The organism is uncultured Tenacibaculum sp. (genome assembly GCF_947502995.1).
GTDB lineage: Bacteria > Bacteroidota > Bacteroidia > Flavobacteriales > Flavobacteriaceae > Polaribacter.
The window spans coordinates 132,490-148,187 of sequence record NZ_CANNBW010000010.1 but is presented as its reverse complement, the minus strand read 5'-3'; the positions used below and the strand labels follow the sequence as shown (position 1 = coordinate 148,187).

15 protein-coding genes and 2 tRNA genes are annotated in these 15,698 nt (G+C 28.6%); 13 read left to right on the top strand and 4 right to left on the bottom strand.

Features of this window, described 5'->3' with window-relative positions; all coding sequences use genetic code 11:
- Positions 1 to 8: 8 nt before the first annotated feature.
- A complete protein-coding gene (gene sppA / locus Q1A46_RS10070) occupies positions 9 to 1,781 on the top strand; it encodes a signal peptide peptidase SppA (RefSeq protein ID WP_306420516.1) in 1,773 nt (590 codons plus the stop codon).
- A gap of 730 nt (positions 1,782 to 2,511) precedes the next feature.
- Here the strand turns inward: sppA and Q1A46_RS10065 are convergent.
- Both Q1A46_RS10065 and metK read right to left on the bottom strand, forming a co-directional pair.
- On the bottom strand, positions 2,512 to 3,270 hold the full coding sequence (locus Q1A46_RS10065; RefSeq protein ID WP_299677594.1) for a hypothetical protein: 759 nt from the start codon (positions 3,268 to 3,270) through the stop codon (positions 2,512 to 2,514).
- Positions 3,271 to 3,367: 97 nt separating this feature from the next.
- Positions 3,368 to 4,621, bottom strand: a complete 1,254-nt coding sequence (gene metK, locus Q1A46_RS10060) for a methionine adenosyltransferase (RefSeq protein ID WP_299677591.1) — start codon at positions 4,619 to 4,621, stop codon at positions 3,368 to 3,370.
- Positions 4,622 to 4,907: 286 nt separating this feature from the next.
- Here metK and trxA point away from each other — a divergent pair, with 286 nt between their 5' ends.
- The 4 genes from trxA to Q1A46_RS10040 all read left to right on the top strand — a co-directional run bounded on the left by trxA (position 4,908) and on the right by Q1A46_RS10040 (position 6,616).
- Positions 4,908 to 5,225 (top strand): thioredoxin, encoded by a 318-nt coding sequence (gene trxA, locus Q1A46_RS10055; protein ID WP_299677588.1) that lies wholly within the window; start codon positions 4,908 to 4,910, stop codon positions 5,223 to 5,225.
- A 66-nt stretch (positions 5,226 to 5,291) separates the two neighbouring features.
- Positions 5,292 to 6,218, top strand: a complete 927-nt coding sequence (locus Q1A46_RS10050; protein WP_299677585.1) for a DUF58 domain-containing protein — start codon at positions 5,292 to 5,294, stop codon at positions 6,216 to 6,218.
- 66 nt (positions 6,219 to 6,284) lie between these two features.
- Positions 6,285 to 6,358 (top strand) — tRNA-Asp (locus Q1A46_RS10045).
- Positions 6,359 to 6,542: 184 nt separating this feature from the next.
- Positions 6,543 to 6,616: transfer RNA gene (locus Q1A46_RS10040), tRNA-Asp, on the top strand.
- A 68-nt stretch (positions 6,617 to 6,684) separates the two neighbouring features.
- On the opposite strand, the gene Q1A46_RS10035 is transcribed toward Q1A46_RS10040, so the two are convergent.
- Entirely contained in the window at positions 6,685 to 7,575 is an 891-nt protein-coding gene (locus tag Q1A46_RS10035) for a hypothetical protein (RefSeq protein ID WP_299677582.1), read from the bottom strand.
- 148 nt (positions 7,576 to 7,723) lie between these two features.
- Between Q1A46_RS10035 and Q1A46_RS10030 the strand changes: the two genes are divergently transcribed.
- Positions 7,724 to 8,479: a ThiF family adenylyltransferase gene (locus Q1A46_RS10030; RefSeq protein ID WP_299677579.1), complete on the top strand. Its 756-nt coding sequence runs from the start codon at positions 7,724 to 7,726 to the stop codon at positions 8,477 to 8,479.
- Here Q1A46_RS10030 and Q1A46_RS10025 read toward each other — a convergent pair.
- Positions 8,476 to 9,234 carry a response regulator transcription factor gene (locus tag Q1A46_RS10025; protein WP_299677576.1) on the bottom strand — a complete coding sequence of 253 codons (759 nt, stop codon included), beginning with the start codon at positions 9,232 to 9,234 and terminating at the stop codon, positions 8,476 to 8,478. The two genes, Q1A46_RS10030 and Q1A46_RS10025, sit on opposite strands and share 4 nt — an antisense overlap.
- A 162-nt stretch (positions 9,235 to 9,396) precedes the next feature.
- Here Q1A46_RS10025 and Q1A46_RS10020 point away from each other — a divergent pair, with 162 nt between their 5' ends.
- From Q1A46_RS10020 to Q1A46_RS09990, 7 genes are all read left to right on the top strand, one after another.
- Positions 9,397 to 10,077, top strand: a complete 681-nt coding sequence (locus Q1A46_RS10020; RefSeq protein ID WP_299677573.1) for a hypothetical protein — start codon at positions 9,397 to 9,399, stop codon at positions 10,075 to 10,077.
- Positions 10,078 to 10,205: 128 nt separating this feature from the next.
- Positions 10,206 to 10,436, top strand: a complete 231-nt coding sequence (locus Q1A46_RS10015; protein ID WP_299677570.1) for a hypothetical protein — start codon at positions 10,206 to 10,208, stop codon at positions 10,434 to 10,436.
- Between the two features lie 76 nt (positions 10,437 to 10,512).
- Complete coding sequence (locus tag Q1A46_RS10010; RefSeq protein WP_299677567.1) at positions 10,513 to 11,088, top strand: hypothetical protein; 576 nt, start codon at positions 10,513 to 10,515, stop codon at positions 11,086 to 11,088.
- Between the two features lie 22 nt (positions 11,089 to 11,110).
- Positions 11,111 to 12,022, top strand: coding sequence for a hypothetical protein (locus Q1A46_RS10005; RefSeq protein ID WP_299677564.1), 912 nt, complete (start codon positions 11,111 to 11,113; stop codon positions 12,020 to 12,022).
- 55 nt (positions 12,023 to 12,077) lie between these two features.
- Positions 12,078 to 12,413, top strand: coding sequence for a PadR family transcriptional regulator (locus Q1A46_RS10000; RefSeq protein ID WP_299677561.1), 336 nt, complete (start codon positions 12,078 to 12,080; stop codon positions 12,411 to 12,413).
- Positions 12,410 to 12,994, top strand: coding sequence for an HAAS domain-containing protein (locus Q1A46_RS09995; RefSeq protein WP_299677558.1), 585 nt, complete (start codon positions 12,410 to 12,412; stop codon positions 12,992 to 12,994). Before Q1A46_RS10000 ends, Q1A46_RS09995 begins: the two co-directional genes overlap by 4 nt.
- Positions 12,995 to 13,065: 71 nt before the next feature.
- Complete coding sequence (locus Q1A46_RS09990) at positions 13,066 to 15,675, top strand: carboxypeptidase-like regulatory domain-containing protein (RefSeq protein WP_299677555.1); 2,610 nt, start codon at positions 13,066 to 13,068, stop codon at positions 15,673 to 15,675.
- Positions 15,676 to 15,698 lie beyond the last annotated feature (23 nt).

Sequence of the window (15,698 nt, the reverse complement as noted above, 5' to 3'; positions counted from 1 at the left end):
GCGTATATTTGCACGCAATTATTATTAATAAAATGAATTTTTTACGAAACTTATTAGCCGCCATTTTAGGTTTTTTTATTAGCCTATTTTTAATTTTTATTTTGTTTATCGGTATAGCTTCTTTAGCAGGAAAACAAGAAACTGTAGTTGTAAAATCAAATTCTATTTTAGAACTTGATTTAAGTGCTGTTGTTAAAGATTATGCTCCAGATGAAAAAAACCCAATCTTAGAAGCTTTAGAACTTGATGAAACTAGATTAGCTTTAAACAAAATTTTTAATGCATTAGATAACGCACAGCTAGACGATAACATTAAAGGAATCAGTTTAAATTCAACTTTTGTAAATGCTGGTTTTGCCCAAACTCAAGCAATTAGAAAAAAACTTGAAGAGTTTAAAGAATCAGGAAAATTCATTTATGCTTATAACGATGTATATACTCAAAAAAACTACTATTTAAGTTCTGTAGCCGATAGTGTTTATTTAAATCCTGTTGGACAAATAGACTTCACTGGTTTATCTACTGAAATTTTATATTATAAAGATTTTGAAGATAAGTATGGAGTGAAAATGGAAGTTATTAGACATGGTAAATATAAAAGTGCTGTTGAACCTTACTTAGACAACAAAATGAGTGAAGCTAACCGTGAACAAACAACTTCTTTCTTAAAGTCTATTTGGTCTGAAATCACTGCAGATATTAGTAAATCTAGAAAAATAACTGAAGAAGAAGTTAACAGTATAGCTGATAATTCTAAAGGTAGAAATGCTGAATTAGCAAAAACAAATAAACTTATAGATAATTTTATTTATCAAGATGAGTATGAAGAGAAGTTAAAAGCTGCTGTAGATGGTAAATACGCTACAATATCTATTCAAGACTATATTAAGTCTGGAAAAGGTAGAAAAACTTCATTAGCAAAAGACCGAATAGCTGTTATTTATGCTCAAGGTCAAATCATGTATGGACAAGGAAATGAAGATGTTATTGGTCAAGGAATTATTAATGAAGCTATCAAAAAAGCTGTTAAAGACAAAAACATTAAAGCAATTGTTTTACGTGTAAACTCTCCTGGTGGAAGTGCATTAGCATCTGATTTAATTTGGAGAGAATTAGAGTTAGCCAGAAAAGAAAAACCTTTAGTAGTATCAATGGGTAATTTAGCAGCTTCTGGTGGATATTATATCGCTTGTAACGCAGATTTAATTGTAGCAGAACCTACAACCATTACTGGTTCAATTGGTGTATTTGGCGCACTACCAAATGCATATGAACTTTCTAAGAAAATGGGAATAAATGCAGAGCAAGTTTCAACTAACGAAAGTGCTCAGTACAGTCTTTTTGAACCAATGAATAAAAAGTTTTACGACGTTACTAAAGAAGGCGTTGAACAAATTTATAAGACATTTGTTAATAGAGTAGCTCAAGGAAGAAAAATGACTTTTGAACAAGTAGACGCTGTTGCTCAGGGTAGAGTTTGGTCTGGAAAAGAAGCTATCTCAAAAGGTTTAGTTGATGAATTAGGTGGATTAGATCATGCCATTAATGCTGCTGCTCAATTAGCAGAATTAAATAGTGACTATAGAATTAAAAACTACCCGAATTACAAAACTGACATTAAAGAGATGTTTAATATTTCTCCTTTTGGAAAAGTAAATAAACAAGAAATTTTAAGAGAAGCTTTAGGCGATGAAAACTATCGTTTATTTAATAAAATTAACGAACTAAAAAACCTAAAAGGTATTCAAGCTAGAATGCCTTATATTATGGAAATAAAATAAAAAATCATTTTGTAAGATTTTAAAGCAGTGTTTTTCACTGCTTTTTTTTATTCAAATTTTTAAATTTATTCCCAAAACCTTTACTGTTCAAAAAAAATAAAACCCTGTAAAACTATAAGTTACAAAACATGACACTTTTTGTCACCATGTAAAATTCACCTTATTTTAATTATTCTTATACATTTGAAGTAACATTTATTTTTCATAAAATAGGTGGGAATTTACACAAACTATGTCTAAAAAAAGTTACTAACCAAAAAGAAGAGTTTTCAATAAATTGTATTAAGAAAATCATCAAAAACAAGGTCGTTATATACGGCCTTGATTTTTTTAACTAAAAAAGACCACACTATAAGTGCAGCCCTTTTCTTTCTCTCTCTTCATCAAAATATCTTAATGCTTGATTGCATAACTAGCAGCTTTCCCCGATTCTGCTAAAGCTTTCAAAGCTTTTCTAAAAAATATTCTAACTTTAATAAGTAAAATTTTCCCCATAATGTTTTGTTTTAATAATCCCCTATGATTAATTCTGTTACAAAATTACTATATAAATACGATAAAAAACTTAAAATTTGTAACAGAACACAAAACACTAAATTACTAAAAATCAAAAATATAGATGTTTCAGGACTTGATTTTGTAACATTTTTAAAGGTTACATTTTTAAAGCATAAACAAAAAAGCATGAGAGTTAACTCTCATGCTTTTTTGTTTATATATTAATTCTTTCTTACTCGTAAGAAAAGTTAACTGCGGCAGTTTCCGAAGAAGATCCTGCATTTAAAACTGCAATTGCATTAATAGGATAATTATCTTGATCATAAGTATAACTAATATCAATTGTAGCTTCTACACCTCCATTTTGATTCTTGTAAATAAATTTTACTGGATTATTCATTGGTAACAATTGACTAGCTTTAATAATTTCTGAAGCTTGAGCATTCATACTGAAATCTAATTGAACTTTATCTAAAACATCAATAATTCCAGCAGCTTTTAAAGTATAAAAATACATATTAGGAGCATCGTCATAAAGAATTTCAGCTGTTAAACCAATAGTTTCATATTGCCCTGTATTGTAATTGTAAACCTGATCTTCAAAAGAAATTTGAGAAGGGTTTCTATTATCATCATAACTTACAACTTGTCCTAATTCATAAGCATTAAATGGTGATTGAAACAATTCTTCTAGATTTAATGTTTCATTCAGTCCTTGAGCAGAAACATTTAATAAATCACCTGTATTTGTATACTGAATAGAGTTTGTTTCATCTCTTGAAACACCTGTAATTCCTGTTAACTTCTTATTGCTATCATATGAAAAGCCTACAGAAATATCTTCTCCATTCAGATTAGACGAAATTTTATTTAATCTTTTTTCTGCAACATCTTGATTCATATCATCAAAATCATCAGATACTGAATTACTACAACTTGTAGCTAAAATAGAAAGTGTTAAAATCGATAAAAAATAATTGATTTTTTTCATAGTTAATAATTTTATAATTGGTACACAAATAAACAAAAAAAGCCTAGAAAACTTTACATAATCTAGACTTTTAACGTTATAATATTATCAAGTTTTTTTACAAACTAAAAGCTGTTTTTACTTGATCTACATAATCTAATTTCTCCCAAGTAAATAACTCTACATCTAATGTTTTTTCTTCACCATTTGGTTGAACAAATGTTTTAGACACTACTTCATTTACTCTTCCCATATGACCATAGGCAGCAGTTTCACTATACATTGGGGTTCTAAGTTTTAACCTAGATTCAATTGCATGAGGTCTCATATCAAAAATCTCAGACACTTTATTCGCAATTTCACCATCATTTAAATCTACTTTTGAAGTTCCATAAGTATCTACAAAAATTCCCATTGGCTCTACAACTCCAATCGCATAAGAAACTTGAACTAAAACCTCATCTGCAACACCAGCAGCAACTAAGTTTTTAGCGATGTGACGTGTAGCATAAGCGGCACTTCTATCTACTTTACTTGGATCTTTTCCTGAAAAAGCTCCACCACCGTGAGCACCTTTTCCTCCATAAGTATCAACGATAATCTTTCTTCCAGTTAAACCTGTATCTCCGTGAGGTCCACCAATTACAAACTTCCCAGTAGGATTAATATGATATTTAATATCGTCGTTAAATAACTTTTGAATACTCTCTGGTAATTTAGCTATTACTCTTGGAATTAAAATATTTTTAATGTCTTCTCTAATCTTATCTAACATTGTAGCATCGTCTCCAAAATCATCATGCTGTGTAGAAACCACAATTGCTTCAATTCTTTGAGGCACATTATCATCTGAATACTCAATAGTTACTTGGCTTTTAGCATCTGGTCTTAAATAAGAAATATCTTTTCCTTCTCTTCTTAACTCTGCTAATTCTTTTAAAATTAAGTGAGATAAATCTAAAGCTAAAGGCATATAGTTTTCAGTTTCGTTAGTCGCATAACCGAACATCATACCTTGATCTCCTGCACCTTGCTCTTCTTTCTTAGCTCTATCTACACCTCTATTGATATCATCTGACTGTTCATGAATTGCAGAAAATACTCCACAAGAATTTCCATCGAACATATATTCGCTCTTCGTGTAACCAATCTTATTAATTACATTTCTAGCGATTTTTTGAACATCTAAATAAATATTAGACTTCACCTCACCTGCTAAAACTACCTGACCAGTAGTCACTAAAGTTTCACAAGCAACTTTAGATTCTGGATCGAAGGCTAAAAAATTATCAATTAATGCATCACTAATTTGATCTGCAACTTTATCTGGATGTCCTTCAGATACACTCTCTGATGTGAAAAAATATGGCATGTTATCTTTTTTTCGTTTTGGATTAATAAACTTTTTCTGAGGAAGTTGTCGTAAAATATAGCAAACATTACTGTTTTAGCATTTTTTTACGAGGTCGCAATCAGAACAAATCTTTCCTCAAAAAAATCAGCGTCAAATTTAATATATATATATTCATTTTTAAAATTTATCTCCGTTAATATTTACAAAATCAATTGATACATAAGAAAAACCAATTTAAACACTATTGAAAAAAGTGAAATAAATTATTACATTTGTAGACAATAAATACATAAAAGACAAAAGAATGGCATTAGAAATTACAGATACATCATTTGAAGAAGTAGTATTAAAATCTGACAAACCTGTTTTAGTTGATTTTTGGGCTACTTGGTGTGGGCCATGTAGAATGGTTGGACCTATCATAGATGAAATTAGTAGCGAATATGAAGGTAGAGCTGTTGTTGGTAAAGTAGATGTAGATGCTAACCAAGAATTTGCAGCTAAGTACGGAGTTAGAAATATTCCTACTGTATTAGTTTTTAAAAATGGTGAAGTTGTAGCTAAGCAAGTTGGTGCTGCTCCTAAAAAAGCATATACTGACAAAATTGATGCTGCACTATAAATTTTATAGAAAAATTAAATAAAAAAGGTTTGACGATCGTCAAACCTTTTTTATTTTTAAAAACTTATGAGTATACAACTTTCATCTCTTCAATCTTCAGAAATAAAAAACTTAGAACTTCTTGCGAAACAAGTTGTAGAAGGTTTTATAACTGGAATGCATAAAAGTCCGTTTCATGGTTTCTCTGTGGAATTCTCTGAACATAAACTTTATAATAAAGGAGAAAACACTAGACATATTGACTGGAAACTTTTTGCTAAAACAGAAAAACTATACACTAAGAAATACGAAGAGGAAACTAATTTAAGATGTCATATTATTATAGATAATTCTTCATCTATGCATTATCCAATTAAACAAGTTCAAAAATTTGATGATCTTAATAAAATTGGATTTTCTTGTGTTGCTGCTGCTTCATTAATTGAAATCTTAAAAAAACAAAGAGATGCAGTTGGCTTAAGTATTTACTCTGACACGTATGAATTTTATGCTCCTGAAAAAGGAAGCGAACGTCATAGAAAACTCATTATTAATGAACTAGAAAAGACATTAACATCAAAAACTAGTTCTAAATCTACAGAAACATATAAATATCTTCATGAAATTGCAGAAAAGATTCATCGTAGATCTTTAATTTTTGTTTTTACAGATATGTTTCAAACTAATAAAAATCAAGAAGAATTATTTAATGCTCTGCGACATTTAAAGTATAATAAACACGAAGTTGTGTTATTTCATACTTATGATAAAAAGTTAGAATTAGATTTTGATTTTGAAGATGGACCTAAAAAGTTTGTTGATATAGAAACTAATCAAGAAATAAACCTTTATCCTGATAGTGTTAAAGACAATTATAAAAAACAAACGGAATCTTTCTTCAATGATTTAAAAAATGAATGTTTACAATATAAAATAAATTATGTTCCTGTAGATATTCATGATGGATATGACTCAATTTTAACGAGTTATTTAGTAAGTAGAAGAAAAACGTAATTTTTTTGAATTATTTTTTTGCAGAAATGAAAAAAGATTATATATTTGCACCCGCAATAAGGCAACGGTCTGGTAGTTCAGCTGGTTAGAATACATGCCTGTCACGCATGGGGTCGCGGGTTCGAGTCCCGTCCAGACCGCAAAAAGCTTCTCAATCGAGAAGCTTTTTTTATACTTGAATTTTATCTTCAAAAAATCACACCAATAATACTTATAAGTTCTCTTTGGAATTTTAAAGTAAAAACACACTTCAAAAACATTTTTTCAATTAATACTTTATCTATTTAAAAAGTTTTAGTAAGTTTGCACCCGCATTAAGGCAACGGTCTGGTAGTTCAGCTGGTTAGAATACATGCCTGTCACGCATGGGGTCGCGGGTTCGAGTCCCGTCCAGACCGCAAAAAGCTTCTCAATCGAGAAGCTTTTTTATTTTTTACAAGTAGTAATATTAAAAAACGTTGATTGATCATTTACAATTACTCAAATCAAATTTACCGTTAACTATAGTAAAATCCACATAATTATATTGAATATCAAGTTTATCTTTAGTAACTTTTAGTTTTTCTAATCCACAGATTTTTTTCAAACGTGTATTATTTCTCATTTGCAAAAATCCGACCTTAGTCAGATTTTTAAATGTATTTACCTCTACTAAGAAGTAATTACTATTAAGTTCTAATCTATTCTCAATTACTTCTAAAGAATCAAACCCTCTTAAATCTGTAAGTTTATCATTCTCCTTAATCATTAAATCATTTCCTATTTTTTTCACTTTAGAAAAACCACTAATATCATTTAGTTTATTATTATCATATATAGAAAGACGGCTTTTAATTTCCTTAATATTATAAAACGTATGAATTTTTTCCAGCAATGGATTCATCCAAATATCTAATCTTTCTCCAATGAAAGTAACCGCATTAAAACCATCTAAACTAAGTAACGCTTTATTATTCATTATTTCTAATGAACCACCTATATATTTAAGATTATTCAATTCATCGAAATTCTTTAATTTAGGATTAGAATGAAATGATAAACTCCCTCCTATCTTTACTAAATTTTGAAGTCCATTCAGTGATGTTAGTTCTGGATTTTGAATTTCTCCCGTAGGTGTGTGATCGCCAATAATCAACGTTCCTCCTATTTCTTTAAGAGTAATTAAAGGTGATAAATCAGAAGCATTTTTTATAATTAGACTTCCTTTAAACTTAGTTATTTTCTTTTCTCCAAAAGCCTTTAAAGCTTTCTGGCTTTCAATAATTACGATATCTTTATTATTGGTTCTATTTTGCGCAAAAAGGGTTTGGAAACTAACACAAACTAAAACAAGTATCTTTTTGTATAGTGTAGACATATTAACAATTTTTATATCAACAATTATACAACTAAATATAAATATATCTAGAAATGGCACTTAATTTTATTATTAAACAAAATAACTAAACTTTTGTGTAGTCGACCTCTAATTTATACACAGTATTTTTGATATAAATCCCAATAAAATGAATGAACGATACATTAGAAACAGGCTATATTTAAGTGAAAAAGAACAAGATACTATAAAAAACTGTTCTATTATTCTTGGTGGATCTGGGATTGGAAGCGTAATTGCTGAATGTGCTTTACGTTTAGGTTTTGAGAAAATTACCATTATAGACGGTGATCAAGTAGAGCTTTCTAACTTAAATCGTCAGAATTATACTGAAGAAGACATCTCTCTTGATAAAGTAGAAGCTATTAAAAATAGATTGTTAAGCATTAACTCTAATGCTGAAATTAATGTATACAACGAGTTCATTACAGAAGATAACATTAAAGGATGTATTGAAGGTCATCAAATAGCAATTAACGCTCTAGATTTTTCTTCTGATATCCCTTTATTATTTGATGAAATTTGTCAAGAAAATAATATTCCTGTACTTCACCCATACAACTTAGGTTGGGGAGGTTTGGTTACTGTAATTTCTCCTAAAGGTTTATCTTTAAAAACCCTTAAACGTGCAAACGAAGATTTTAACGAAGTAAACGTAGTTAAATACGCTACTAGTTATTTAAAATTCTGGGGGAATCCACACGACTGGATTGAAGAAATTTTAGAAAAATACATCAACGAAAAAGAACCCTTACCTCCACCGCAACTTTCTATAGCTTCATGGATCGTTGCTTCAATGTGTACACATTTATTGTTTAACATTGCAACAGGTAAAGAACATAAAGAATTCCCAGAGTTTTATTTATCTACAATTATGAATAATTAGATTAATCTATTATTTGTAGCATAAGCAATTGCTTCAGAAATGTTCACTACTTCTAACTTGTCAAATAGTTTTCTTCTATGAAACTTAACTGTATCTGGTGATACAAAAATTGCTTCTGCAATTTCATTAATTGTATATCCTCTTACAGAATATCTTAAAATTTCACTTTCTCTACTACTTAATTTTATTTTCTCTGTAGTTTTCCAAAAATCGCCCTCTAGATCGTATTTAAAGATTTTGTTGTCCCCTTTTTTATAAACTTTAATATTCCCCGAGTTTTGTTCTGCAGATAAAGAAATTATACACAAAGCTTTCCAAATTTTCCCATCATTGGTTAAAAATAAAGGTGTTAACTTCTGATTAATCAAAATTATTTTCCCTTCATTGTTCTTTAAGTGAAAATCGTAAGATATTGTATAATTCTTTCTTTCTTCTACAGGAATTTTCTCATAAAAATCGAAACCTATAGTATTAATCTTTAATAAAAGATCTAAATCTGGTTCTGTAACATACTTAAAGTAAAAAGCGTACCCCATCTTTTCTACTTCTTCTGCAGTATGCCCACATAAAAAGAGTGGATTATCTGAAACATATTCAAACCCTTTCTTTTCGTAATCTATAATGTATATACTTTTATACGTCGTTCTAGCAAAAGCTTTTACCGGTTCTAGATAATCAACAGTTTGTTTTTGATCGTCATCTGAAATTTCGTTAACGGTATTTTTGCTGTAAAAAAAATCATTAACATTAGCCATATATAGAAGGTTGGTTAGTATTTCAAATATAAATCTTTTTTTTATTTCGCAATTTTTCGCACTACACTTTTGTGTAGTTTTTTGTAAACCAGAACATTACTACACTTGAGTGTAACAAAATTGCCTCAATCCGTAGATAGTTTTAAGGTAAAATAACCAACTATGTTACCATCTAAAAACTATCTACAAAAATTAGAAATGCATCAAATAATAGAATTAGCAGAATTTATTGTTCATGAAAATTACAATCATCACAGCAATGAAGTTCTACCAGAAAATCATAAAGAAGATATAGACTCTATATATTATGAAGAGCTAAATTATTATACAAATTCAGAAATTTTTGTATCGAAAGACATTATAGGAACTATAAATGGAGCTATTCGAGTTTTGAAATGGAACTTTAAAGATATTTTACCTCTTCAAAAAATATTTGGCATTAATCCTTTTTTAGCTGTAAGAAAAGATCATGTAAATAACATATTTCATATCGGCCGATTTGCGATTAAAAAAAATGTAGGGGACATCAACTTATTTAAAAAGTTAATGGTATGTGCCATTGCTCCTATTTGTGAGCATGAAGATAATATTGCTTTTGCTGAATGTGACAGTAAATTGTTAAGAGTATTACGTCTATTAGGTATAAAAGCAGAAGTTATAGGTAAATCTATTAATTACTTAGGATCTGAGACTATACCTGTAGCATTACCATATGAAGGATTAATAGACTTCTATAATAAGAACAAATCATTAGTAACAATAAACACTTCAAACGACGCTTCTTACTCACTACCCAAAAGTGTAGTTTTCAATACATTAAACACTAACTACCCTTTAGTGTAGCATTAAGAGAGGAGATAGTAACTACCTTTGAAGTGTAACAAATACCGAAGGCCAGAGGTTAGACCGATGATCAATTAACGTCTTAAAACTATGATTGTTTTTAATTAACCTTTTTAAATATTTTAAACATGAAAAATTTAGTATCAAAATTAATCGGAGGAATCGCTTTAACTGCTTTAGTAATCGGATCTGTAACTACAACTGTAAACGCTCAACCAGTAGACATGAATGATGTAAACATCAACACTGCTGAAAGTTTTGAAGCTTTTGCTGCTGCTGAGAAAGAAGAGTGGACTTTTATCTCTAGAGATTTCGTTTACAAAGGATCAAAAGAAACTGCTGCTCCTGCTGATAAATAAGAAACTAATATTCTTAAAAACAAGGAAGGGTTACACCTTGTAACCTTTTCCTTTTTTAATCTTTAAATTAAACTTCATGAAAACTTTTAAATACATACTAATCGGATATCTTATTACGCATATTGCTTTTATGTTGGTTGTTGGATTTACAAGTTTCACGGGGCTTAAGGATAAAAAATCGTACGAAACATTAAATCCGGCTGGTCAAGCCATTGTTGACTTTAGTAGCTTATTTGAATGTTCTAAATCAGTAAACGATTTCATATACTTTTATTCAATTTTCACAGGAACTAACAGAGGATATTCTTTTTTCTCACCAAATGTTGCTGAAACTAAAGTTGATATTGCTTTTGTTGCTGATGGAAATAGAATTGAATTACCTCTTCTTACACAAGAATCTAAATTAAAATTTGAATGTGCTAATCTGCATTTTAAATCAAACATTTTTGATGAAGAAGAACGGGATGTTATTCTTCGATCTATATCTTCTTATTTGTTCTCTGCAAATCCTGACATTGATAAAATTGATGTGTATTTACACTTAAGTAAATATATGGATTTACAAACTGCAAGAGATTTAGGTTATGGAGTAAAACGTAAAAGTATATTAGGTTTTTCGGCAACGAAAAAAGAGAAAATAGCTAAAAATTAATTAAAGAAATAACAATAGTATTATGATTACTAAAATTGAATCTTTCATTTTTAAAAATTCGATAAGCATAAATAGAACGCTTGTAATTAAACTAATTACCGTTTTTGCTTTAGTGAATATACTTACAGTATTACCTGATGTATTTCATATTTTTAGTGATCAAGGAATTATTAAAAGTCAAGTAAATCAAAGATATGCATTCTGGTATCAACCTGTATTAAATTGGTTTTTCAAAAGCTTTTCATATTTCGGTTTAAATGCTAACGCAACTTTACTTGTTTTTATCTTTATTTACATAAGCAGTTTAATTGCGATACTTTTAAACTTTAAAAGAACAGGGTTTGCTTTTGTTGCTTGGTTTATTCACTTTACATTAATTAATTCAGCTTACTTATTCTCTTACGGAGCAGATTATTTTATGTCGTTTACATTATTTATTAATCTAGCTGTATGTTCTAGTTTGTTATTTAAGAAAGACATACAAAGTTCATTGTATTCATTTATCATACGATTTTTACAAATTCATTTGTGCCTGGTATATTTCTTCGCAGGACTAGGAAAAGCTTTAGGTACAGATTGGATTGATGGAAATGCAATATGGTTCGTTATAAACACTTACACTTCTGATAGTGTAATTGAAAACTCATTACCTTTAATTGCATATCCAATGTTTTTTAAAATACTGGGGTGGGGAACTGTGGCTTTAGAATTACTATACCCAATTTTAATGTTTACTAAATTCTCAAGAAAAGTAACATTGTGGTTAGTTGTTTTATTACACATAGGAATCGCGGTATTTATGGAGTTTTATACTTTTGGTTCGATAATGATATTATTAAATTTTATCGCTTTCGGACAGCATCTTAAATTGAAGTTCATTGAAAAAATCAATATTAAAATCAAGACAAAGTCTCTAGAAACCAGAGGAGTCTAACATTTTTTAACACAATACATAGCATTACAATGTATTTTTTTTATATATTTGAATTATGAATTCAGAATTTGTTCAAAAATGGCAGTCGCAAGTAAAGAAAGGTACATTAGCTTTTATCCTGTTAAATGTACTAAGAGATAATGAGTTTTATGGCTACGAACTTATTGAACAGGTAAAGAAATATACAACTATAGAGATTGCTGAAGGCACATTGTATCCATTAATGAATCGACTAAAAAAAGAAGGATTAGTAACTTCAAAATGGGTAGAACAAGAATCAGGAATTCCTAGAAAATATTATCAACTTACTGCTATTGGAGTTGAAACATTAGACGAAATGATTGAGTATTGGCAATCACTTGAAACATCAATTAAAAAGCTAACAAAATGAAAAACATAGAGTTTAAAGACAAATCGGCTCAAAAAATCTACGATAATTATTTTGGAAGAATTCGTAGAACGATTTCTGTGTTAGCGGATAACGATAAACAAGATGTATTAATGGAGTTTAATAGCCATATATATGAAGGTATATTAAATAATAGCAATACAAACGAAGTGGAAAAAATATTAAAAATAACACAAGATTTAGGAGATCCAGAGGTAGTTTTAAAACCTTTAGTTGCTGACAAAAAATTAAAACAAGCAACAAGAACTTTTAATCCTAAACATATATTTGAAGCTATATTTTTAAATATAAAAAATGGATTTGTTTATAGCGTTTTTGCTATTCTATACATTCTTTTATTAGGCTTTGGTATTTTAATGTATTTAAAAATTAGATATCCAGAAAACACTGGTTTATTTTTAAAAGACGGAGAATTTGTAGCCTTAGGAATGTTAAAGACAAATGAGAATGTAACAGAAATACTAGGTAATTGGTTCATTCCTGCCGTATTTTTTAGCGCATTAACATTATATGTTCTTTTAACTATACTGCTAAGAACAACAAGAAAAAGAAAGAAAGAATAATTTTTTTGACCTAATACATAGCTTTACAATGTATATGGTTATAAAAACAACATTGTATAACTCATACCAAAATGAATTTAAATCGTAAACATATTATCATCCTTATTTTCTTAATACAAACCTTATTAGGTTTTGCTCAAAGTAAGGTTATCTCAGGAAAAGTGATAGACTTAAATCAACTTCCTATAGAAGGTGCAGCTGTAATTCTTTACAATACAGAAAAGAAGATTATAGAGTATACTGTAACTAACGATCAAGGAAATTATGAGATAAAAGCTGCTGTAAATTCGGGTTATACATTAGAAGTATCTCACATTGCTTTTCTTAAAAAACAATACAACTTTACAACTGAAGATCTAAACAAAAACTCAATTATTAAAAATTTCACGCTAGAAGAAAATCTAACTTCTTTAGATGAAGTAATTCTAGTGTCTAGTAAAAAAGCAAAAGATACTGTTAAATTAGAATTAGATAAACTTAACTTATACGATAACGACAATTTAAAAGACATACTAAAGAAAATACCAAACTTTAGACTTTCTGATGATGGAACTATTATTTATAAGGGAAAAAACATAGATAAAATTTTAGTTAACAAAAAACCTTCATTTGAAAATCAAAATAGTATTGCTTTAGAAAATATTGAAAATAAAATCATAGAAGGAATTAGTGTAATTAATAACTATAGTGATGATTTCTCTTTAGATTTTGAAGATGAAGAAGAAAGTGTATTAAATATTGACACGAAAAATAAGAATCAAACAATTATGAATGGTTCTTTAGAAACTAAGTACGGTTACAACAACAAATATGAAATACGTGCAAAAGGATTTTTATTCTCTCAATCTTTAAACGCATTCTTAACACAAAACACCAACAACATTGGTAAAACAACAATAAAATCAAACGAAATAAAGAAATTATTTAGTGTAGGACAACCTTTCTCTCCATATCAAGCTCAGAGTTTAGGAATGTTATTTGCTTCAAACGAAAACCTTCAAAAAAATTTCTTTTCAAGCACAAACCTAACTTTAAGAAATCAAACTCAACGTTTAAAAACTTCAGGAGTATTTTATCACTTTGCTCCAGATAGAATTAGTAGTGTTTTACAAAACACAAGCACATTAAACAACGAGAATTTATTAAACACAACAGATAATACAAGAACAAAAACTCAATCTTTCTTAGGCGCTTTAGGTTTAGCTTACAAAGTTTCAGATAAAACAATTTTAAGTTATAATTTAAATGCAAATTATATAGATGACACGAATAAAAGTAGTATTGAAAATGAGTTGTTCACTAACGGAACAGCAAGCGGTTCTAACAATATTTCATCTAGTAATTTAAATGAGGTCTTCTCAGGATATCATCAATTAAATTTAAAAAGTAAACTTAGAAAGAATCTAATTTTAGAGGCAAATACAGCATTATATCATGAAGGAACAAATTTCTTGAACGATTATAACGTTACAGATAATTCATCTACAATTAACGATGAACAAGATTATAAGTTTAATAAGAATCAATTTTCTGGAGGTTTAGGTTTACGATTAAAAGTATCTGAAATCTTTATTCCAAGGTTAACACTGGATTATTACAGAACTCAAGAAAAAATCTTCGATAAAAATAATAGTATAAATCTTATAGAAAGAGATCGCAATAATTACATCGTAAACTTAAAAGTAAGAGGTAACGATGTTATTAAAAAAGGATTAGATTATCAATTTTCTTTAGGAACAGATGCTTTTTCTAACACATTAAACAACATTACTGAACAAAATGACACTTTTATACCAATGTCACTTTGGGTAGATTATGATCGTAAAATGCATAGATATTACATTAGTTATTCTAGAAAAAGAAAATTCAATGAAATAGAATCTGGTATAAACACAATACAACCTTTTAATAGTATCTGGAATGGAAATTCAATTTTTCCTTTAGGTTTTAATTATTCAGACCAATTCTATACGAGTTATAATTATGATAATCTTTTTGATGCAGAAATATTCTCTATCTCTTTTAATTATGAAACACAGAATAATTCTTTAAGAAGAGCTTTTGTACAACAACAAAACGGTATTTCGGAATATGATTTTTTCATTGCCGAAAGAGCACAAGACTATTCTATAGAAACTTTTTACTCTAAAACAGTAGCACCAATTAAGTTTCCTACAAAAGTTGATCTTTCTTTATCATATTCTGGAGCTAAATATCCCTCTAAAATCGGGCAACAAGATGTAAATATTACAACACAAAATATAGCTCCAAGATTAAATATAGAAACAATAACAGACAGTTTTATAAATTTTAGTTTTTCTACAAGATTATCTTTTATTACTGATGAAGTTGAAAATTTATCTTACGATTCTAGATACTCAAGCAGTTCTTTTTCAATCTTATTTAAAGATAAATCTTACAAAGGAAACATTAGTTTCTTATACGATAATAACATTATAAACAACACTACTTTTTCTAGAAAGAACATTAATCTAGGATTTGAATATACTAGAGGTAAAATCACTTATAGTATAGAAGGACGACACTTAGGAGAATTGTTAAACATCTTTGAAAACGATGCTTATAACTCACAATTCATCATCAGAAACGGTATTACCACAACGCTGGTAAATAATCAATCATTAAACTATTTCATAGCAGGAATAAAATTCAATTTATAAAAATTAAAAAATATAACCTTTTA